This is a genomic window from Hyphomicrobiales bacterium (assembly GCA_016125495.1).
Classification (GTDB): Bacteria; Pseudomonadota; Alphaproteobacteria; order Rhizobiales; family RI-29; genus RI-29.
Genome location: WGLQ01000002.1, coordinates 44355 through 64660, shown reverse-complemented (window position 1 = coordinate 64660; position 20306 = coordinate 44355). Strand labels below are relative to the sequence as shown.

General features: G+C 66.4%; 14 protein-coding genes. All 14 read right to left on the bottom strand.

The features are described 5' to 3' along the window. Positions 1-23: 23 nt before the first annotated feature. Entirely contained in the window at positions 24-1358 is a 1335-nt protein-coding gene (locus tag GC150_00850; protein ID MBI1383447.1) for a M24 family metallopeptidase, read from the bottom strand. A gap of 130 nt (positions 1359-1488) precedes the next feature. Continuing rightward, on the bottom strand, positions 1489-1989 hold the full coding sequence (locus GC150_00845) for a hypothetical protein (GenBank protein ID MBI1383446.1): 501 nt from the start codon (positions 1987-1989) through the stop codon (positions 1489-1491). Between the two features lie 5 nt (positions 1990-1994). Beyond that, entirely contained in the window at positions 1995-3044 is a 1050-nt protein-coding gene (locus tag GC150_00840) for an ABC transporter permease subunit (GenBank protein ID MBI1383445.1), read from the bottom strand. Between the two features lie 125 nt (positions 3045-3169). After that, positions 3170-4168 (bottom strand): ABC transporter permease subunit, encoded by a 999-nt coding sequence (locus GC150_00835; protein MBI1383444.1) that lies wholly within the window; start codon positions 4166-4168, stop codon positions 3170-3172. Between the two features lie 92 nt (positions 4169-4260). Continuing rightward, positions 4261-6147: an ABC transporter substrate-binding protein gene (locus GC150_00830; protein ID MBI1383443.1), complete on the bottom strand. Its 1887-nt coding sequence runs from the start codon at positions 6145-6147 to the stop codon at positions 4261-4263. Positions 6148-6217: 70 nt separating this feature from the next. Then, positions 6218-7606, bottom strand: coding sequence for an FkbM family methyltransferase (locus tag GC150_00825; protein MBI1383442.1), 1389 nt, complete (start codon positions 7604-7606; stop codon positions 6218-6220). Next, entirely contained in the window at positions 7603-9492 is a 1890-nt protein-coding gene (locus tag GC150_00820; protein MBI1383441.1) for a dipeptide ABC transporter ATP-binding protein, read from the bottom strand. Before GC150_00820 ends, GC150_00825 begins: the two co-directional genes overlap by 4 nt. A gap of 11 nt (positions 9493-9503) precedes the next feature. Continuing rightward, positions 9504-10316 (bottom strand): hypothetical protein, encoded by an 813-nt coding sequence (locus GC150_00815; GenBank protein ID MBI1383440.1) that lies wholly within the window; start codon positions 10314-10316, stop codon positions 9504-9506. Continuing rightward, the gene (locus GC150_00810) at positions 10316-11650 is read right to left on the bottom strand and encodes a glycosyl transferase (GenBank protein MBI1383439.1); all 1335 of its coding nucleotides are present in this window, start codon (positions 11648-11650) and stop codon (positions 10316-10318) included. The genes GC150_00815 and GC150_00810 overlap by 1 nt, the downstream gene beginning before the upstream one ends. After that, positions 11524-12681, bottom strand: coding sequence for a glycosyltransferase (locus tag GC150_00805; protein MBI1383438.1), 1158 nt, complete (start codon positions 12679-12681; stop codon positions 11524-11526). The genes GC150_00810 and GC150_00805 overlap by 127 nt, the downstream gene beginning before the upstream one ends. Continuing rightward, on the bottom strand, positions 12681-13991 hold the full coding sequence (locus GC150_00800) for a glycosyltransferase (protein MBI1383437.1): 1311 nt from the start codon (positions 13989-13991) through the stop codon (positions 12681-12683). The genes GC150_00805 and GC150_00800 overlap by 1 nt, the downstream gene beginning before the upstream one ends. Before the next feature lie 9 nt (positions 13992-14000). After that, positions 14001-15233 (bottom strand): hypothetical protein, encoded by a 1233-nt coding sequence (locus tag GC150_00795; GenBank protein ID MBI1383436.1) that lies wholly within the window; start codon positions 15231-15233, stop codon positions 14001-14003. 383 nt (positions 15234-15616) lie between these two features. Then, entirely contained in the window at positions 15617-16414 is a 798-nt protein-coding gene (locus GC150_00790) for a phosphodiesterase (GenBank protein MBI1383435.1), read from the bottom strand. A gap of 124 nt (positions 16415-16538) precedes the next feature. Then, entirely contained in the window at positions 16539-20297 is a 3759-nt protein-coding gene (locus GC150_00785; protein MBI1383434.1) for a 2Fe-2S iron-sulfur cluster binding domain-containing protein, read from the bottom strand. Between the last annotated feature and the right edge of the window lie 9 nt (positions 20298-20306).

Sequence of the window (20306 nt, the reverse complement as noted above, 5' to 3'; positions counted from 1 at the left end):
CGTTCCCCGACCGGTCGAGGACTTCAGATCAGCTTCTCGTCGAACGGACAGCGCGTCAGGTTCTCATAGCCGGTCTCGGTGATGAGAACCTGATCCTCCAGCTTGATCCCCTCCTTGCCACCGACGGCGCCGACATAGGCCTCGACGCAAAGCATCATGCCGGGCTCCAACACGCCGTCGTAGCCGCGTTCCTCGTAGTCCATCGGATACTTGATCGCCGGCCACTCGTCGCAGAGCCCGACGCCGTGGTATTTCGATCCGTAGCGCTGCGGCACGAACTCCTCGGGCAGGGCGTGGCCGGAAAAGGCCAGTTCCCGGAAGCTCACTCCGGGCCTCAAGAGTTGCATGTTCGTCATGATGTGTTCATGGGCGACCGCGTGCAGGCGGCGCTGCTCGTTCGTCGGTTGACCGTCGCCGATGAACCACGACCTCGAGATGTCCGCGCACATCCCGTAGCACCCGATGAGATCGGTATCGAAGCTCAGGATCTCGTTGTTTTGGATCACCCGCGGCCCGCATTCCTGGAACCACGGGTTGGTCCGCGGCCCTGACGCCAGAATGCGGGTCTCGATCCATTCCCCTCCCCGTCTGATGTTCTCCTTGTGCAACTCCGCCCAAACGTCGTTTTCCGTAACGCCCGGTTGCGCCGCGATCCGCATGGCCGCCACCGACTGCTCGCAGGCCCACATGGCGCAGCGCATCGCTTTGATTTCGTCCGGCCCCTTGATCGCACGCGTGCGCTCCGTCACCTCCTCACCATCGTGGACCTCGATGCCGAGCCGCTCGAGGGCCCGAAGACCGGCGATCTGGATCTTGTCGACCGCGAGCCGCCGGTTGGTGCCAGCATGGGTCCGCATGAGCTCGTCGACCTGTCCGGCAAAGCGCGCTGCCTTCTCCTCCGTTCGGTCACCGGTCGCGAAATAGAAGAACGAGCCGCCGCCCCGCACCTCCGAGACGAGAGGATTGTATTCCGATAGATACTTGAGCCCGGCGTATTCCCAGAGCACCATGTGCCCGTCGGCGAGCACGAGACAGGCGCGGAACGGATTGTGCGCCGCCCAGAGTTGCATGTCCGTCGTGTCGGTCGCATAACGGATGCTGAGCGGATCGTACATCAACAGCCCTGCGAGATCGCGCGCTATGATGGCATCCACCAGCCGCTTCAGCCGGAACGCGCGCATGGCCGGCAGGTCGGGACACGCGAGCCCCGCCGCCTCCCACTCCGCGAATGCCAATGGCGTCGGCCCTATCTCCACTCGGTCGTTGTCGTCGGGTGTGTTGTCCGGCCGCATGCCGCCCTGAGGGCGACGGGACGGGTCGATCTTGGGCTTGGCGATGGAAAAAGGTGACGACGACATCTGGGCGCCTCCGGGAGATGCAACCGGACGTGCGGCCTTGCCATCGCTCCGATCGCGCTGGACGATCATGGCGTAACGGCGACCGCTTGGCAATTGCGCAGCCCCTGCGTGGCGGCGATCGCGCCCCGGATCAACCCCGCGCGTCTTGCCGCCGGTAGAGGAAATAACGCCCCGTCGCAATACCCTCGGGCAGCGCCAGCTCGCGCGTGCCCTCGATGATGAGCGGCGCATTCGAAAGAACCAGCGCTCCCGGCGCGAGGGCTGGGGCGAGCGCCCCCTCGAGCATCGTGCGGATCGCGGCCGTGTTCTCAGGCGTACCGTCGCCGAGATCGTTGTGCACCATCGCCACTCGTCCCCGATGGCGGGCAACCGCGGCCGGCAGCGTTTCTCCGACCTCTCCGAGGATCATGTGTCCTGCATCCGGCACCGAGGAGGGATGCGCCGCGACGCGTCGGTCGAAGACGAAAATCTCGCGCCCCGGGAGCCGTTCGCGCAGATGATCGAAAGTGCGCCCGTTGCCGAGGCCGAGTTCGAAGACGACGCCGGGTACCTCGGCGATCATGGCGGCCGCTTCGTTGATGAGATCGCGCTGCGCCATCATGCGGCGGATGAAGCTGTCGAGCCTGGACACCGGTTTCAGCTCCTGTAGGGATCAGCCGCATCGCGCAGGCCATCGCCGAGAAAGTTGAAGGCGAGAACGACGATCACCACCGGCAACATCGGCAGCATCAGCCAGGGATAGAGCACCACGGCTTCGATGTTCTGCGCTTCCGAGAGCATGACACCCCAGCTCGTGATCGGCGGGCGCAGACCGAGCCCGAGATAGGAGAGCGCCGTCTCTCCGAGGATCATGGAAGGGATCGAAAGCGTCGCCGAAGCGATGAGGTGGCTCATGAAGTTGGGCAGCAGGTGGCGCGCGATGATGTGGCGTGGACGCGCGCCCATGAGCCGCGATGCGACTGCGAAATCCTCCTCGCGCAACGAAAGCAGCTTGGAGCGAACTGCCCGCGCGAGGCCCGGCCAGTCCAGCAACCCGAGGATCACGGTGATGCCGAAATAGACGAGAATCGGGCTCCATGTGACCGGCAGGGCGGCCGAGAGCGCCAGCCAGAGCGGCAGTTCCGGCAGCGACCGCAGGATCTCGATGACGCGCTGGATGACATTGTCGATCCAGCCACCGAAATAACCCGCGATACCGCCGAGCGTCATGCCGAGCACGAAGCTGATGGCGATCCCGACCAGCCCGACGGTGAGCGAAATGCGCGCGCCATAGAGGAGGCGGCTGAACACGTCGCGCCCGAGCTTGTCGGTGCCGGCAATGAAGAGCGTTCCCCCCTTCGGCGGGCACACGAGATGAAAGCGCGATTCGACCAGCCCCCAGAATCGGTATCGGTCCCCTTCGCAAAAGAAGCGCAGCGGCTGCGGCTTCCGCGTGTCGACGGAATACTCGCGCTGCAGCGTCTGCATGTTGAGCTTGAACGACAGCGGATAGACGAATGGTCCGACGAAGGAACCCTCGTGGAAGAGATGCACCGACTGCGGCGGCGCATAGATGAAGCGCGAGTTACGCGTCTCCAGCGCATAGGGCGCCAGCACTTCGGTGATGAGAATTGAGAGATAGGCGAACAGCAGGATGATGCCGCACCACAGCGCGACCTTGTGGCGCTTGAACCGCCACCACATCATCGTCCATTGCGAGGCGAGGAAATAGCGCTCCTGCTCGGGCGTCAGGCGCTCGTCGTCATCGACCACGAAGGGGCGCGGCGAAACGTAGTGCGCGAGCGGTTCGAGACCTTCGTTGTTCCTCTCCTTCACCGCCGCACCCCTCCCTCGAGCCGAATGCGCGGATCGAGAACGGCGAGCAGGACATCGGAGACGAACATTCCGACCACGGTCAGCAGTGCGAGGAACATGAGGAAGGAACCGGCGAGATACATGTCCTGGCTCTGCAAGGCCTGCAGCAGCATCGGCCCCGTCGTCGGCAACGACATCACCGCCGAGACGATCACCGAGCCCGAGACGATCTGCGGCAGCAGGCTCCCGATATCGGCGATGAACGGGTTGAGCGACATGCGCAGCGGATACTTCCTGAGCAGCCGTCCCTCCGGCAGCCCCTTGGCCCGCCCCGTCTCGACATATTGCTTCTGCAGTTCATCGAGCAGGTTCGCCCGCAGCCGACGGATCATGCCGGCCGTGCCCGAGGTTCCGATCACGATCACTGGCACCGCCAGATGCTCGAGCACCGACAATGCCTTGCCCCAGGTCCAGGGTTGGTCGATGTACTTGGGGTCCATCAGGCCACCGATCGAGATTCCGAACCAGGAATTGGCCAGATAGAGGAGGATCAGGGCGAGCAGGAAGTTGGGCGTCGCGAGCCCGAGGAGGCCGAGGAAAGTGATCCCGTAGTCGCTCCAGCTGTACTGGTGCGTCGCGGAGTAGAAACCGATCGGGAAGGAAACGACGTAGATGAAGAGCACCGTCGCGAAATTCAGCAGCATCGAGAGCCACAAGCGGTCCCCGACGACCTCTGTGACCGGCAGATTGTATTCGAAGCTGTAGCCTAGATCGCCCCGCAAGAGGCCCGTCGCCCAGGTCAGGTATTGCTGCCAGAGCGGCTTGTCGAGGCCGTATTGCTCCCTGAGGAAGGCGATCTTCCTGGGATCGACCGCCTCGCCTTGGGCCTTGAGTTCGTCGAGGTGGCTGGTGAGATAATCTCCCGGAGGGAGCTGGATAATGACGAAGACGAGCAGCGAAATGACCCAGAGGGTCACCGCCATCGTCACCGTTCTGCGGAGCAGATATCCGAGCATCCCGACCGCCGCCTCCGTTGACTGCATGCTCGCGAACGCGATGCGCCCGCCGCCGATCCGACGCCCGCCGAACGGTGGGCGCCTTTCTCAGACTACTGGTCCATCCAGAACGTATCGGGACTGTAGAGACCGAAGTGGGCACCTGGATCCCAGCTGTAGATCCCATCTTCGGGCACGTTGTGCAGCTTGCGGCTCACGACGACAGGCTGCGGCACCCGGCAGACCACCCCGATGGTGAAGACGTTCTCGGCATGGGTGGCAAGGATATCATGCCAGATGGTCTCGCGCTCGTCCGAGTCGAGCGAACTCGCCCAGCGCTCGTGGAGCATTGCGAGCTTTTGGCCCTCCGGCATGTCGGGTGCCTCGCCGCTCTTGCCGGCGGTCTCGTAATACCTCCCCCAGAGCGGCCACTGCAGCTGGTCCTCGCTCGTCGGCACGAATTCGATCGGCGCCGTGTCCGGGCCCGCCAGTCCATTGTCGATGCCATAGAAGATGGTGACCCACGCCGTGCCCGACTTGGCATGATCGCGCATCACCTCGCGCCGCGACGGCTTTATGAAGAGCGCGATTCCGGCCTTGCGCCAGGTATCCCGGACCAGTTGCAGAACGTCCGTCTGCTCCTGATCCTCGCCTGCCGTCTCCACGATGATCTCCAGACGGCGCCCGTCCGACATCAGTCGATAACCTTCCCCATCGCGCTGGACCAGCCCGATTTCGTCCAGCAGTCGATTGGCCTCGTCGATGTCGTAGGTCGCCCAACTCGACTGATATTCGTCCTTGAAGAGCGGGCTGTCCGGGATCACGGTGTTGTTCGATTCTTCCGCCAGTCCGAAGAACAGGGTCTGGTTGATCTCTCCCCTGTCGATGGCCAGTGAAAGCGCCCTGCGGAACCGCACATCGCGCGCCAGTGTCCGCTGCACGGGGTCCGACACGTGCAGGTTGGGAAACAGCGCGACGCGTGCGCCCTGGGCAGTGCGCCAGAGGCGGACATCGTAACCGTTTCGATCCTCGCCGTTCTTGAGGAAGGTATAGTTCTTGAACTCGAGCCCCCGCGCCTGGAGGTCCGCATCGCCCGTGCCCACCTTGGCCGGAATGAGATCACCGGATGTGATGCCCGCGACGAGCTGGTCGAGATAGGGCAACTGCCTGCCGTTCTGATCGACCCGGTGGAAATAGGGATTGCGCTTGAAGATGAAGCGCTCGGAGGGGGAGTTCGTCGTATTGACCCACGGTTGCAGGCTCGGAAACGCGATGTTGTCGGCCGTATAGGGCTTGTCCATGAAGTAGTGCAGCGCCCGCCAATCGCGCTGCGAGTGTTCCGCAACGAGCGCGGCGAGGCGGTCCGCTGGTGCATAGCGTTCGTGGAATTGCCGGAGGTAGTGGGCAGGCCGGTAGATGAACGGCGGCCGCGGCGCCGCGAGAGCCGGCAGGAAGTAGGGGTTCGGCTTCTCCCACGTATAGCGCACCGTGCGCTCGTCGATCACCTCGAAGGTCGCCGGTTTTCCGTCCACGACCAGCATGCTCTCCGGCCCCAGCGGGGAGATGACGGCATTCGTTGCCATGTCCTCCCAGTAGTAGCGGAAGTCTTCGCTCGTGAAGGGTTGGCCGTCGGACCACTTGTGCCCGGCCCTGATGCGGATCGTGAACGAGCGCCCTTCCTCGACCTCCACCGCCTCGGCGATGTCCGGCACGATTTCCAGATCCTCATTGTAACGCACCAGCCGGGCGTAGCTGTAGACAGTGACGATGCGGATGTCCTTGGCGCGCGCAAAGAGCATCCGAAGCGAGCCGCCATGCCGCCCGGCATCTGCAACGTTCATGACCATGGGCTGTGCGGGCAAACGCTCGGCGAGCGGTGGCAATCTGCCGGCCGCGACCTCTTCAGCCAGCGCGGGTGGTTCGACCAGTTCCCCGGCGCGCACCGCCGAATTCGTCGCCCCGAAACATGCCGACAGCACCACGAGCGCCACTGTGAGCATCCGAACGCGCGCGACCCATGACCGGACGTGCAATGCCGGCTCGAGCGAGACGCGCGCCGAAGCTGCCACCCTAAGAACGATCATTCGACCCCTCCCTTTCGAGCACCAGGTTGATATATCCCGGCTCGGCAAACGCTTGCGCAACTCGATAGCGCAATTGAGACATGAACGCGAGGAACGACGCGAGATTGTCGTCCATCACCTCGACGAGGATGAGTGGCGAATTCTCGGCGAGCAGCCCCTTCGCCCCTTCGATCACGGCGATTTCGCCACCTTCGACGTCGATCTTCAAGAGTGCCACGTTGTTGAACCCGAGGTCGTCGAGCCTTGCCACCTCGATGCTGCCCGAGCCATCCGCATGGAGCCTCGTCGAGCCGAGGTGGCCGCGTCGCCCCGCGTCCGCCCGTGCATGGCCCGGCGCCCCGCCAACCGCGATCCCGAGCCGCGAGAGGTCGACACGGTTCGCCCCGTTGCGGGCCACCACGCTCTCCAACCAGCGACATGTTGCCGGAACCGGCTCCAGCGCCACCACCCGCTCGAGGTTCGTCAACGTCCCCAAGTAGATGGCGTGGTTGCCCGTGTTCGCCCCGACATCGACCGCAATCCCTCCCTGGCGACCGGCAAGGTACGATCGCACGCAATCGAGCTCACCGGCCTCGAAGAAGAGGCCGCGCATTTGCACGCGCTCGATCGCCGGGTTGCGGCCCGTGTAGGCCATCTCGAACGACCGCCCATGCGCCGAAACGGGGATCCAGAGATCGTGCGAGCGCTCGAGGTGGCAGCGAAGGCCGGCTCCGTCACCGACAATCGATCCTGGCAACGCGCCCGTCGTCGCCCGGGTGAGCGGCGCGGCGATCTTCAAGGATGATCCTGCCTCCCAGAGTGCGGCGGCGTAACCCGGAACGCCGCCACCGAATTCGCGCATCCTCGCCCGGGCGAGCGAGAATGCGTCGCGCGTGACGATGTGCGATGGCCCGATCCACCATTCGAGCGCGCCATGGGTCAGCGCGAGGCGACCCTGGCCCGTATAGCGCGCAATCTTTGGAACCTGTTGGAGGCCTGGTGTCGCACCCAACCCATCGTCCAGCGCGCACCCACCGAACACGGCACCAGCCACGTCGAGAAGACCCAGCACGATCGCGAGGCTATCGGCGACCGGTTCCTCGTCGGGTCCGATCAACCACAGCAGCGTCCACGGTCGCGCCTCGGCCACCTCGAGCGCGCGCTCGATCCAGGTAGCACCGTCTTCCGCCACGCCATTGTTCGCCGACGTCGACAATTCGATCCGAGGCGGGGCGAGACCGGCGCCGAGGCAAGTTTCGGCGATGGCATCCAGCGCCACGTCCGCTGGCTCCTCTGCGCAGAGGACGAGAAGCCCGCCCGCTGTCCCCGTCGCGCCCGCTGACGATCGCCATTTCGGCATCGACTTGCCCCATCTGGATCGGCGGCGCCCCGTCATGAGGCCTCGGTCGCCTCGTACGCACGCACCATGTGCCCGCCGCCGAGATCGAGAAGGCTCGGCTGGCTGCCCCCCTCGCCGCCGAACGGATAGGGCCAGTTCTCCGGCTCGGTCAGCCCGGTATCCCTGATCGCTTCGAAATCGAGCAGACGGCCGAGGTCGGGCGTCGGCACCGATCCGAGCAGCGCTCGCGTGTAAGGATGGCGCGGTCTATTGAAGATGGCCTCGCGCGGGCCGACTTCCACGAGTTTGCCGCGGCTCATCACCGCGATGCGGTCCGCGATGTAATTGACCACCGCGAGGTCGTGCGAGATGAACAAGAAGGTGAGCGCAAGCCGTTCCTGCAAATCCTTGAGAAGATTGAGGACTTGCGCCTGCGTCGAGACATCGAGGGCGGACACGGGTTCGTCGCAGATGACCAGTTCCGGCCGCAGCATCAAGGCCCGCGCGATGCCGATGCGCTGGCGCTGACCGCCCGAAAAGCTGTGCGGGTAGCGGTTGAGGTATCGCGGATCGAGCCCGACCAGCCGCATGGCTTCCTGCACCATCTCGCGCCGCCACGCTTTGTCGCCGATCCCATGGATCTGCAGCGGCTCGCTGAGGATGTCGAAGGTCGTCATGCGCGGATTGAGCGAGCCGAACGGATCCTGGAACACGTACTGGATGCGCTTGCGGTAAGGCCGCATGGCGGAATCGTCGAGCCGCGCCATGTCGACTTGCCCGCCATCCTCGGCACGAAAGAGGATCTCCCCTTCGTCCGAACTGATGCCACCGAGGATCATCTTCGAGACGGTCGTTTTGCCGCAGCCGCTCTCGCCGACGAGGCCGAGGCACTCCCCGCGCTCGATGCTGAACGAGACCCGATCGACCGCCGTGTGTTGCTCGTCGGTGTTGCGCAGCAGGCCGCGCCGAGCGTTGCGGATCGTATAGCGCTTGACGAGCCCGCGCACCTCGAGGAGCGGCCCGGCGCCCGCGTGCTGGCCCGCTGTCTCGGCCTCTGTCCGCGCGCCGAGCATCTTGCCGATCTCGGGATTGATCTCCCTCAAGGGCTGGAGGCGCATCGTGCCACCCCCCTCGATGCGCGGCACCGCCCGCAGCAGCGCCTTGAGATAATCGTGCTGCGGGTCGCCGAGGATGTCGCCGATCGTGCCGGCCTCCATGACCTCGCCCTTGTAGACGACGACCACCTCTTCGGCGATGTTCGCCACCACGCCCATGTCGTGCGTGATGAGCAGGACCGCCATGCCGAGATCCCGCTGCAAATCTTTGATAAGTCCGAGTATTTGCGCCTGAACCGTGACGTCGAGCGCGGTCGTCGGCTCGTCGGCGATGAGGAGAGCCGGTCCGCAAACGAGCGCCATCGCGATCATCGCCCGCTGGCGCAAGCCGCCCGAGAGTTCGAACGGGTAGCTCCTGAAGGCCCGATCGGGATCGGGAAAGCGCACCAGCCGCAGCATCTCGAGGCACCGCGCCTCCACCTCACCGGATTTCAGATCCTGATGCAGCTCGAGCGCCTCAGCGATCTGATTGCCGACCGTGTGCAGCGGTGAAAGCGAGGTCATCGGCTCTTGGAAGATCATGGAGATGCGTCCGCCGCGCACCGCCCGATAGGCCTCCGAGTCCGGTGCCAGGGCCGCGAGATCACGCGCCGTCGCATAGCCCTTGTCGGCGAACAGGATGCGCCCGCCGACGATCCGTGCCGACCTTGGCAGGATGCCGAGGATCGCGCGCGCCGTCACGCTCTTGCCCGAACCGCTCTCGCCGACAATGGCCACGCACGAGCCGGGCCGCACGCGGAACGAGACGTCGCGCACCGCCTGCACCTCACCGGTAGGGCCCGCGAAGGTCACCGCGAGGTTCTCGACCTTGAGGAGTTCGCTCGCCATTGCCCGTTGCATCACGCCCCACTTCCCGTTTGCCCGAGCTTGCGAGCACCGAAGAGGTCCTGCGCCGAGCGCCAGACTACGGCCTCGTGCCCCGCCGTCAATTCGAGAAAGCGCTCGAGGAATGCCCAGCAACCTGCATCGTGGGCCAGATGATGGCTCATGATGCCCGTCGCCTCCTCCGCGTCGAGCGCCCCGGTGCGTCGTGCCGCCAGGTGCTCCACGACCGTTCCCAGCACCCGCCCCTCACCACGAAACACCCTGCCCGCGCGCCAGTCGATGATGTCGGCGTGCACGTTGGCGAGCTTGACGCCCGGCGCCGCCTCGGGCGCGGCCCGGGGGCCCGCCATCGACAATCCGATATAGTCCGCCCGCGCCAGCACGCCCGCGAGGCGATCATCGGCCCGGTTCCAAGGTGGCACGAAGACAGCGAGCGCATCCTGCAAGCGGTCGGCGATCAATCGGCCGCCCGCAACCAGGTCGTCGCGCAGGGCCTCCTCGCTCCGCGAGCCCCCGAATTCCGCGCCTCTGGTTCCTTGAGGCTCATGATTGACGTGGGCGAGACCATGCTGAACGTAGGTGACCATCGGCTCCGGCCGGAGTGGAACCGTGCCCCGTTCGCCATCCGACCGCGCCAGCCAGACCGGAACGACCGCGCACATCAGCGCCACCCGGTGCTGCGCCGCTAGCGCCGCCAGCCGAATGAATGCATCGTTCCTCTGATGTGCATCGTCGTCGCGCCACCAGAGGCTGGCGCGTCGCCCTGCCCGCCGCCAATGGTCGAGTTCCCGTTCGAGATCGGCCCAGCTCGTCCCCGAAGCCGCCATCAGCCGTCTCCCATGGCTTCGCCCCGGCGCTTTCGCCCGAGCAGTCGCGTGACGATCCGCACGCTCTCGTCGGCCCCTTCGAGCCGGATTGCGGCAACCCGCTCCGAGAGGCACACGCGATCCAGCCGCACGATCGCCTCGAGCGCCGCCACCGCCAGCCGCCGGCCATCGAGTTCGCTTTCGGGCAGCACCGCAAGCAGCCCGCGACGAGCGAACAGCTCGGCACGCTCGCGCTGTTCGCTCTCGGCGCCCGCCTCGAACGGCACCACCACGGCCGGGACGCCCGCGATCAGAATGTCCATCAACGTATTGTAGCCCGCCTGCGAGATCGAGAGCGAGGCCCGCGAGAGCAGCGCCCGGAAGTCCGGTCGCGCCCACTCGACGACGACCCCGTCGGGTGCCGATGCCCGCAATTGGGCGAACGCCGCCCCGCCGAGGTTCCGCCCGACCAGGAGACGCCATCGCCGGTCGTCCAGCAAGCCGCCGCGCCGTGCCTCGAGTGCGGCCCCGAGGAGTCCGAGGCCGACCGCTCCCCCACCGACCGAGACGACGACCTCCCCAGGGCCCTTGCAGCCGGTGTGAGCACCTTGCGTGTCCGCCGGGAAAACCTCCCCCGGCGCTTCCTCGACCACGTAGCCGGTGTAATGGAGACGATCGGCGATCCCATCGGCCGCCGGGAACGAATCCGTGAGCGCGATGATGCCGGGATCACCATGCACGAGAACGCCATCGTAACGCTTCCTGATGAGATCGACGATCCGCGCGGCCTTCTCGCCGTGCCCGGCGCTGCGCACCAGGACGTCGCGCACCGAGGAGAGCACGAGGGCACCGCGCGGCGCGGCATCGAACAGCGCGGTGATCTCGCCGCGAAAGCGCCGCCGCCCGAACGGATAATGCTCCGTGACGACCACGTCCGGCGCGAACCGTAGCGTCTCGGCCACCACCACCTCGCGCCGTCGTCTCTCGAACGCCTCGTCGATCGGCTTGCCGTCGTCATCGAGCACGGCGCTGAATGACACATCCGCCGCGTGCGCCGGCGCGAGTTGCACGAGGCGCCCGCCCCCGACATCCGTTCCCGCAACCAGCCGCCCACCCGAAAGCACGACCACTTCATAACCACTCCGGGCGAATGCCCGCGAGAGCGCCGCCGCCCGGCGCAGGTGCCCGACCCCGAGCAGGTGCTGCACATGGATGAGAATTCGGTTCGTCACCGTTTCTCTCCCCGCCGGTCCGGAACGACCTCCCGCAGCCAGCCATCGAGCTGCCGGCCGGCCGCCTCCAGGGAGTGCACCCTGAGCGCCCGCTCGCGGGCCGCCTCCCCGTCTCCCACCAATACGCCCGGTGCATCGAGATAGTCACGCACCGCCCGCGCGAATGCTCGGGCGTCGCGAATCGGGACCACGCGCGCCGTCACGCCGTCCTCGCAGACAGACCGCACATCGCCCGCATCCCCGACCACGGCGGCGAGGCCGGCCGCCTGCGCCTCGAGGATCGCCATGCCGATCGCCTCGTTGATGGCGGGCCATACGAAGAGATCGGCCGCGGAAAGATATTCGGCCAGTGCCTCGCGCCCGAGCGCGCCGAGGAACACCACCCTGCGCCCGTGCCGCACGAACATATCCTCCATTTCCCCTCGGGCGGCCCCGTCCCCGGCAACGAGGAGACGCCACGCCCGCTCCCCGAGCAGGTCGAGCGCCTCGGCAAGCAGCTGGTACGATGCCACCTTGTCGCCGGCGCGCATCATGGCGGCGGTGATCAGACGGGGTTCCTCTGCCGCGAGGCCGTGGCGGGCGGCGATGACGGCGCGATGCCGGGCCCGCTCGTCGGCCGCCCGTGCAAACGCATTGAGATCCGCCGGCACGGCCAGCAGCCGCATGCGTCCCGCATCGACACCCAAAGCCGCGATCGCGGGCGGGTCCCGCCGATTGAGCGAAACGACGAGCGCCGCCTGCAGAAGGGCCGCCGCCACCAGCCCATTGCCCTCGCGCCAAGGCCCCTCGCTCTGGCGCGGCGAGTGGGACGCTTCGATCACCACGTAGGGCAGCCCCAGTTCCCGGCAGACCAGGGGGCCGACATGATCGGGAGCCTTGTGGTAGAGGTGATAGGTCAGCCAGAGATCGGGCCGGCGAACTCCCGGTCCGCGATACCGCTCCACGAGGCCGCGCGCGAGCCGCTCACCCCGCTCGCGCAACGCCTCCTGCCGGGCGCGATCCCCCTTGCCATCGAAGGTCCGCAGTCGGCATGCCACGATCACCTCGTGGCCCACCGCCTGGAGGCTCGCAACGATCGCCCTCGCGATCGTCCGATCCCCCGAAGGAACGGGCCAGTCCGGAGCTTTGAGCGGGGCATGAAAGGCGATGCGCATCACCCGACCGCTGCCCCGACCTCGCGGGACTCCACCCCTTCGCGATCGCAAATGTGCGCCCGCAACCTGCGCGCCACCCGTTCGATCCCGGCCTCGTGCGTGAAATCCCGGCGCACCCGCCGGTGGCCTGCGGCCGCCAGTCGCTTCCTCTGGTCCTCATCGCGGATGAGTTCCCCGAGAGCCGCCGCGATCGCCTCGACGTCGCCGGGATCGACAAGCCTGCCGGTGACGCCATCCTCGATGAGCTCCGGGATCGCCGAGACACGGGTCGAGAGGCAGGCAACCCCCTGGCTCTGGGCCTCCATCAGCACGTTGGGCAGCCCGTCGCGATCGCCGTCGTCCGCGATCCGGCTCGTCAGGACGAAAATATCGGAGCGCCGATAAGCCTCCAGCACCTCTGCTTGCGCCTGCGCCCCGCGCCAGGTGATCCGCCCGTCGAGCCCGAGCGCGCTCGCTCGTGCCTCGAGCCGCTTGCGCAGATCTCCTCCTCCGATGTGCGTGAACCGCCAGTCGAGCCCGGCCGGCAGCCGCGCCAGCGCTTCGAGGAGGTCGTCATAGCCCTTCTTCGGCACCGCCCGGCCGACCGAGAGGATTTCGACGGTCCTTGGTCGCCTCGTCTCCGCCGCTTCCTCGGGACCTGCGCGCAGCCCGCCCCGATCGTCATTCATGGCTCTGTTTTCCTCCCCGTCGAGGCGCGCCAGGTCGATGCCGTGGTAGACGAGTTCGATCTTGTTCGCCGCCGCCGGTGCGAGCGATTTCAGATGCCCGACGTTCGCCGCCGTGCACGTCACGAGCCATTCGAGATCGTCGAGCTTCTCACTGATTTCCCAAGCCGGCGTCGTGTAGATGTCCTTGGCATGGGCCGAACAGCTCCATCCGATCCCGAGCGCGTCCGCCGCGTATCGCGCCACCGAGGCAGGCGTGTGGAGAAAATGAACATGGATGTGGCGGACATCCGCCGGCATCTCCGCCGCGAGCACCATGGCCTGGCCGAAGCGCCGGAACCGGTTTCGCGTCGGCTGCCGCCACAGATCGGCGAGCCATTTGGCACGGGCCCTGCGATAGCCCGGCCGCCGGCGCACCGCGAGCCAGGCGCGCAGCACCCGGAGCGGCTCGTCATGAATGTATTCCGGAAGATAATGAACCGGTGCGGTGATTTCACCGTGGATCGGATGCACCTTGCCGTCGTGCGGCCGGCGCAAGGCATGGATCGAAAAGTCGATCCCCCGATCCTCGAGCCCTTTGAGCTCTTGCGCGATGAACGTCTCCGAGAGCCTCGGATATCCCTTGAGGACGATCGCGAGACTCACCTTGCGGCCTCACTCGGCAGAGCCGCTGACGACGGCCAGTTGTGGCCCCATGTTGCCTCCCATCGCGGCCCACCGATCGACGATCGAGCGGATCATCGAAAAGCCATCGAGGAGGCCCGACCGCCCCGCGCTCGAAGGGCGTGGCTGATGGGGAAGCTGACGAATTCGCGCCGCCATGAGCATGGGATCGTAGGCATCGTATTCGCTCAGCATGCCGAGCAGACCGAGATCCTGCATCCGCTCCGCCCGTATCGTCTGCTCGAGGCGTGGCACCGAGCGCGGCACGATGAGGGCCGGCTTGTCGAAAGAAAGGATCTCGCAGACCGTGTTGTATCCGCCCATCGCCACGACGCCGATGGAACGGATCATGAGGTCCTCCATGTTGGGGACGAAATCGATGGCCTGAACCATCTCGAGCCGCCCGATGCGTGCAAGGAAATTCGCCTGCGCATCGCGATCCATGAACGGGCCCATCACGACGAGCGCGCGATGCGGCAGTGTCCGGTCGTGTTCGTAGGCCCTGAGCACGCTGTCGACCAGCGCCGTGCCATCGCCCCCGCCACCGGTCGTGACGAGGATGTAGGGTTCCTCGATCTCGACGCCATCGAAGTTGAGTGCCTCGCCCATGCCGCTGGCGGTACGCCGCAGATAGCCCGTGAACGTCATCCGCCGACGCACACTGTCCGGCACATCGATTCCCTCGAGCGGATCGGCAACGAGCTTCGAGCCGTAGACCCAGATATCGTCGTAATAGTCCCTGAGCGCCTGCATGGAGCCTTTTCGTTCCCACTCCTCGCGCAGCATCTCCTGGTCGTCGAGAATGTCACGCAGTCCGAGAACGAGGCGCGCCCCGCGCGACTTGAGCAGCGCCAGCGTCGGCATCACCTCCCCGCGCAGTCCCATCGGCTCCTTGTCGACGAGGAAGATATGTGGGTCGAACTCCTCGGCGGAACACCGAATGATGGTCTGGCGGATGGCGATGGCCGCCTCGATCGAGATGTCGAGGCCGTGCGACGTGTAGCCGCCGTTGCGCAATTTGACGACGCCAGGGAACCGCACGAAGTCGACGCGCGAGCGGAAATTGTAGCTGCCGATGATCGGCGAGCCCGTGAGAATCAGCACCGACAGATCGCGCCTGTGCTCGACCAGCGAGTGCGCGATCGCCCGGCAGCGCCGGAGGTGCCCGAGCCCGAAGGAATCGTGGCTGTAAATAAGAAGGCGCAACGACTCGTGCGAACCCATTTCGGCCCCCCACACAGCCGGAACGCCCTCGGGGTTCGGCTTGCCCCTCGAGATCGGAGCGACACCACGCTGCCGCCTACACCAGCATCACCCAAATCAAATAGTCGCTACGCCCGAGTGACCAGCGTATCGCTCGAGCCCGGCAATTCGTGCGAACGGCCGGCATCAACCGATCGTCCGGCAACCTCCGAACCACTATGAATCAACCACCATCGGGTTCAAGCATTTTTTCATAACACTTTTTTTACCGTGGACGGAACGCTTCGGTCGTCCGGCGCGGGCCGGCGCTAACGATTTGATTTAATTAAAATTTACTGCAATCGACATGGGCCGGGAACAACCATCGAAGCCGCGGGTGTCGCTGCCTCGCCGCCGCGCGCTCCTCACGGTGCGGCGAGTTCGGGTTGTCCTGCCGGCTCCTCGGGCACGGTCTCGAAATGCACGGTCGTGCGCTCGCCTTCGATGAGGACGATGCCGTACATGGGCCTGCCCGTCGGATAAGCGAGCCCATGCGTGCGCCGCTTCATGGCCATGATGTGGCTCGTTCCCGGCAGGCACGTGGCCGGAATGCCGTGCCAGATCGTCTGCACGGCGCGATGCACATGGCCCGTGAAGATGTGGCGGATGTTGTCGTGCGCCGAAAGCAGCTGGCCGAGCGCTAGCGCGTCCGTTTCGTCCAACCGGATCCGATCCATGAAGGTGTGGCCGATCGGAAATGGCGGGTGGTGCATGAAGATCCAGACCGGACGGCCGCGGACACTCTCGAGGCGCTCGGCGAGCCAGGCCCGGCGCAGCTCACAAAATGCCCCTTCCGAGGTCGGCCCCTTGTACGTATCGAGAAACAGCAGCACCCCCTCTTCGGTCTCACGCATACTCTGGAGGAAGCCGTTCGCGTCGCGCTCGACCTGCGGCAATGCAGCCGCCATCGCTTCTCGGTCGTCGTGGTTGCCCATCATCAATTGCACCGGCAGGGTGAACGCCGTGAGCCGGTCCGCCAGCCAGCGATAGGCATCGACCTCGCCGCGATCCGTGAGGTCACCCGCGATCACGCAGAGCGCCGCATCACCATGCCAGCGCTGCATATCGGCAAGGCAGAGTTCGACCCCGACGCGCGGATCGACGCCAGCCATCTCCGCACCCGGCGCAACGAGGTGCAGATCGGTCATCATCAGCAGCTTCATTCGCCCTCCCGCGATCGCCCGGCAGGAACGACGCGACGACCGCCGCCCGGGGCCCCGGTTCTTGCCACCAGACGTGCCGCCGCGCCAGCCCCGGCGGGATCGTTCCGATCCGGCCGGGCAAGCCTCACGGCTCGATGCGCCAGTCGAGCGGACGTTGACCCGATCCGAGAAAACGCATGCCTGTCGCGGACTTCTCAACGGCGACGCATGCCGTGCGCCCGCCGCCGGTGAACGAGAACGTCACACAAAGCTGATCGTTGCGCAGGGTCCAGCGACCGTTGTCGACCAATTGCGATCCGAAACTGTCTTGATGCATGAACCGCCCCTGCACGGCACCACCGGCAGCCAACCGCATCTCGAACCGGCGTGTCCCGAAGAACCCGCCACCGGAGATCATGCGCCCGCTGACCGCCTGGCGAAGGTCTTCGCCCGTGAGGGGCCCTGTAGGCACCTCCGGCTCGCTCGGCTGCGGCTGCGGCTGCGGCTGCGGCTCGGTCGTCGCCGCTCCCGGCACCGTCGGCGTAACAGGAGCGGCCGCTTCACCGCCGGGCTCGGTGGCGGTCGACGTGGCCGGCGTGGCCGCCGTCTGGCTCGGTGCGGCCGGAGGCGTCGATCCGCCAGCCGGTGTCGGAACCGGCGCGGGTATCGCTGGAACGGCTGGCAATGCCGAGGCGCCATCGGCGGCCGGCGCGGTGTCGGCAACTGGGCCGATCGGCTCGGCCTGCGGTGCCTCGACCTCGACGCCACGGCCCGGTGCCGGCGTGGACGCCGGCTCAGTCCGAGGCGACTGCTCGACGATCGCAACGGGCGTTGCTCCGGTCGGCGCACCTTCCGGAGCACGCACGTCCTGCGTCGGCGTCGCATCGGCCACCTCGGTCACGGTGGCCGCGGGCTGTGCCGGCTCCTTCGCCCGGTCCGGCCGTGGCGCGACGGTGGTGCTGTCGATCTGGCCGCCGGCTGCCCCGCCGACCCCATGTTTGGAGCCGCGTGCCGTGAACGCCTCCTCCATCGCGGACATCATCCGCTCGATTCGCATTTCGTTTGGAACCATGCCGACCCAGACCGCCGCGCCCGCCGTCACCATCGCCCCGACGAGCATGGCGATGCCCCAGCCGAGCGGTCCCGAGAGGGCTGGCCGTCGCTCCTCGACCCGGGTCGTGGACTGTGGCGCGTCGTCCTCGCTCTCGACGATCTCGCTCTGGCCGGCCAGCGCCTGCCAGTTCCCCCGCCTCAATTCCCCGAGCACGCCGGTAATGTCGCGCTCGCTGAGGATCGCATCCGCCACACCGAGGGCGGTACCGGGCGGACCGACGAACACCGCCCCGATGATGCGTCCGTTTTCCACCAGCAGGAGGCGCCGGGCATGTCCGGGTTCGTCGTCGTCGACGATCAACTCCTGTCCGAGTCGGGTGAGTTCGTGCTCGCCATAGGCGACCACATCGACACCATCCATCTTGAGCTGCATGACCGTGCGCGGCACATGGCTGCCCTCCCGCCGCTTGAGGAGGTCATCGGCTGCCAGCTGCGCATGCTGGGTCGCAACCGTCCACAGGCCGGACGGTCCGTCGCCGAATTCGGCGACGTCGCCGATTGCGTAGATGTCGGGATCGCTCGTGCGCATGGCGGTGTCGACGATCACGCCGCGCCCGGTCTGCAATCCCGCCGCCTCCGCGAGCGCGGTCTCCCCGCGCACGCCGATGCAGAACAGCACGATCTGTGCCTCGACGTGCCGACCGTCCGCGAGCGTCACGCCCTCGACGTTCTCTTCTCCGTCGATGCTCGCAACCTGCGAGCGCGTCAGGACATCGACGCCGAGGCCGCGCAGATAATGTTCGAGAAGAAGGCTACCCTCCGCATCGAGGTTGCGGTCCATGAGATGGACCGAGCGGTGCACGATGCTGACACCGAGCCCGAGCTGACGGAGCGCATCGGCCGCCTCGATGCCGAGCACGCCGCCACCGACGACCACGGCATGGCGGCAGGCGTGCGCCTGGCTCCAGGCGCGGATTTCGAACGCATCACGCGCCTCGCGCAGCACGAAGCAGCCGCCGAGGTCGACGCCCGGTGCCGGCGGCACCGCCGGCCTTCCGCCCGTGGCCAGGATGAGTTTGTCGTAAGCGAGCCGCTCACCCGTTCCGAGAACCACTTCCTTCGACTGGCGATCGATCGAGCGCGCGATGGTGTTGAGCCAGACGGTGACGTCGTTCTTTTTATCCCAACTCTCGGGCAGGAGGCCGAGGCCGTCGAGGCCGCCGCGCCCGTAGATCGCGCGCCCGATCGCCATCCGGTTGTAGAAATGATGGTTCTCGCGCGTGACGAGGTCGATGCGGCAGCTCGGGCTCGCCCGGCGAATCCGGTCGGCCGCGGTCACTCCCGCCACACCGTTGCCGATGATGACGACCCGCCCGACGCCCGCCATCGCCGCGAGGTCGACCGTGCGCGGCACCGGACCTGCCGCTGCAAGGCTCATCGGGTCCTTGGCGAGATCGATGGTGACGCTGCCCCGCGCCCGGCAGACGCAGGCGAGCCGCGCCCGCCCTTCGAGGCCCATCCGCCGCAACGTCTCGAGTTCGATGGCCGACGGCGGCGAAAGATTCTCCTCCCCTGCCTCGACGACGATCGGATCGGCGCCGCACATGCCGGTCCGGCAGCCGAAGTCTATTCTTATCCCGGACGATTCGAGGAGATCGAGGATGGGCCGGTTCGGATCGAGCGGAATGCGCTTGCCACTCGCCTTCTCGAGGATCGAGGGACCCGTCGGGGCACCCGCCGCTTGCCCCGAGACCCCGAGCCGCGGCTCCTCGCCCGCCTCCCGCGCCCAGTAGAGGCGCTCGAGGCGGTATCCGGCGAAGAGATTGCGCGCCGCGACCAGCACCACGAGCCCGATGACGCCATAGGCGAGCGCATCCGGCAGCGCGACATCGAACAATTCGCGCATGGATTCGAGCACCACCGGCGCCGCGAACCAATAGTAGAGGAAAATCGCAACGACGCCGTAGGCCGCGGCCACCTTGTAGACGCTCGTGCGCAGGACACTGGTCATCACGAAGAAGCTGCCGGCCGAGAGCAGCAGCCAGAACAACAGCTCCTGCACATAGCGGACGTAGCCGATTTCTTCCGGATTGCGCCCGAGCCAGAACGAGATGATCAGCCCCGGCAGCACACCGACGAAGAAGCGGCGGTGGCCCGCGTACCACGGGTCCTTGTCGTAGAGATCCTGGAAGAACGCCGAGCGCGGACTGAAATCGTAGCAGTTCTTCTGGCAGCCGACACAGGTCGGGCAATACCCGTTCTTCACCACGACGACAGGCGTGTGGCCGTAGACCTTCTGCAACGGTCCGAGCGGGCAGAACGTGCCGCACCAGCCGCTTCGCCCCTTGTAGACGAGGCCGCCGAGGAACGCGAGAACGAGCGCCCCGAGCACCATCGCAAGCAACGGTCCGGGCGAGTTGTAGAGCGTCACGTGCTTGAGGGCGACCAGCACGATGAACGCCAGGATGGCGTAGAGATAGGAGGATTCCTTCAGCCAGATCGGCAGTGTCCTGTTCGCCGACCAGCCGAGCTGCACAGGGATCTGGTTGGCGAACGCCATCGGACAGATCTGGCGCCAGAGACCCGGCACGACCGCGAGCACGATCGGCAGCGACGGGATGACGATCTTCCAGAATACGGTGACACCGATCTCCGGCGCGACCACGAGCGTGACCGCGAGCGCCAGGGCCGCCATGAGCGTCAGAACGCGCAGCATCAACCAGAAGGCTTTGGGCAGCCAGGACCGCATCTCGGTATAGGGCTTGAAGGGATCGTCCCCACCGATCAGCCGTGCCGTGCCGCCCCCCATGCGATTGTCCGATCCGTCCGCCACGATCGTCACTCCTCGCATTCCTCGGGT

Coding starts and splice junctions, on each gene's coding strand:
- GC150_00850 (MBI1383447.1), bottom strand. CDS start 1,358: ATGTCGTCGTCACCTTTTTCCATCGCCAAGCCCAAGATCGACCCGTCC.
- GC150_00840 (MBI1383445.1), bottom strand. CDS start 3,044: ATGATGTGGTGGCGGTTCAAGCGCCACAAGGTCGCGCTGTGGTGCGGC.
- GC150_00835 (MBI1383444.1), bottom strand. CDS start 4,168: ATGCTCGGATATCTGCTCCGCAGAACGGTGACGATGGCGGTGACCCTC.
- GC150_00830 (MBI1383443.1), bottom strand. CDS start 6,147: ATGCTCACAGTGGCGCTCGTGGTGCTGTCGGCATGTTTCGGGGCGACG.
- GC150_00825 (MBI1383442.1), bottom strand. CDS start 7,606: ATGACGGGGCGCCGCCGATCCAGATGGGGCAAGTCGATGCCGAAATGG.
- GC150_00820 (MBI1383441.1), bottom strand. CDS start 9,492: ATGGCGAGCGAACTCCTCAAGGTCGAGAACCTCGCGGTGACCTTCGCG.
- GC150_00815 (MBI1383440.1), bottom strand. CDS start 10,316: ATGGCGGCTTCGGGGACGAGCTGGGCCGATCTCGAACGGGAACTCGAC.
- GC150_00805 (MBI1383438.1), bottom strand. CDS start 12,681: ATGCGCATCGCCTTTCATGCCCCGCTCAAAGCTCCGGACTGGCCCGTT.
- GC150_00795 (MBI1383436.1), bottom strand. CDS start 15,233: ATGGGTTCGCACGAGTCGTTGCGCCTTCTTATTTACAGCCACGATTCC.
- GC150_00790 (MBI1383435.1), bottom strand. CDS start 16,414: ATGAAGCTGCTGATGATGACCGATCTGCACCTCGTTGCGCCGGGTGCG.
- GC150_00785 (MBI1383434.1), bottom strand. CDS start 20,297: ATGCGAGGAGTGACGATCGTGGCGGACGGATCGGACAATCGCATGGGG.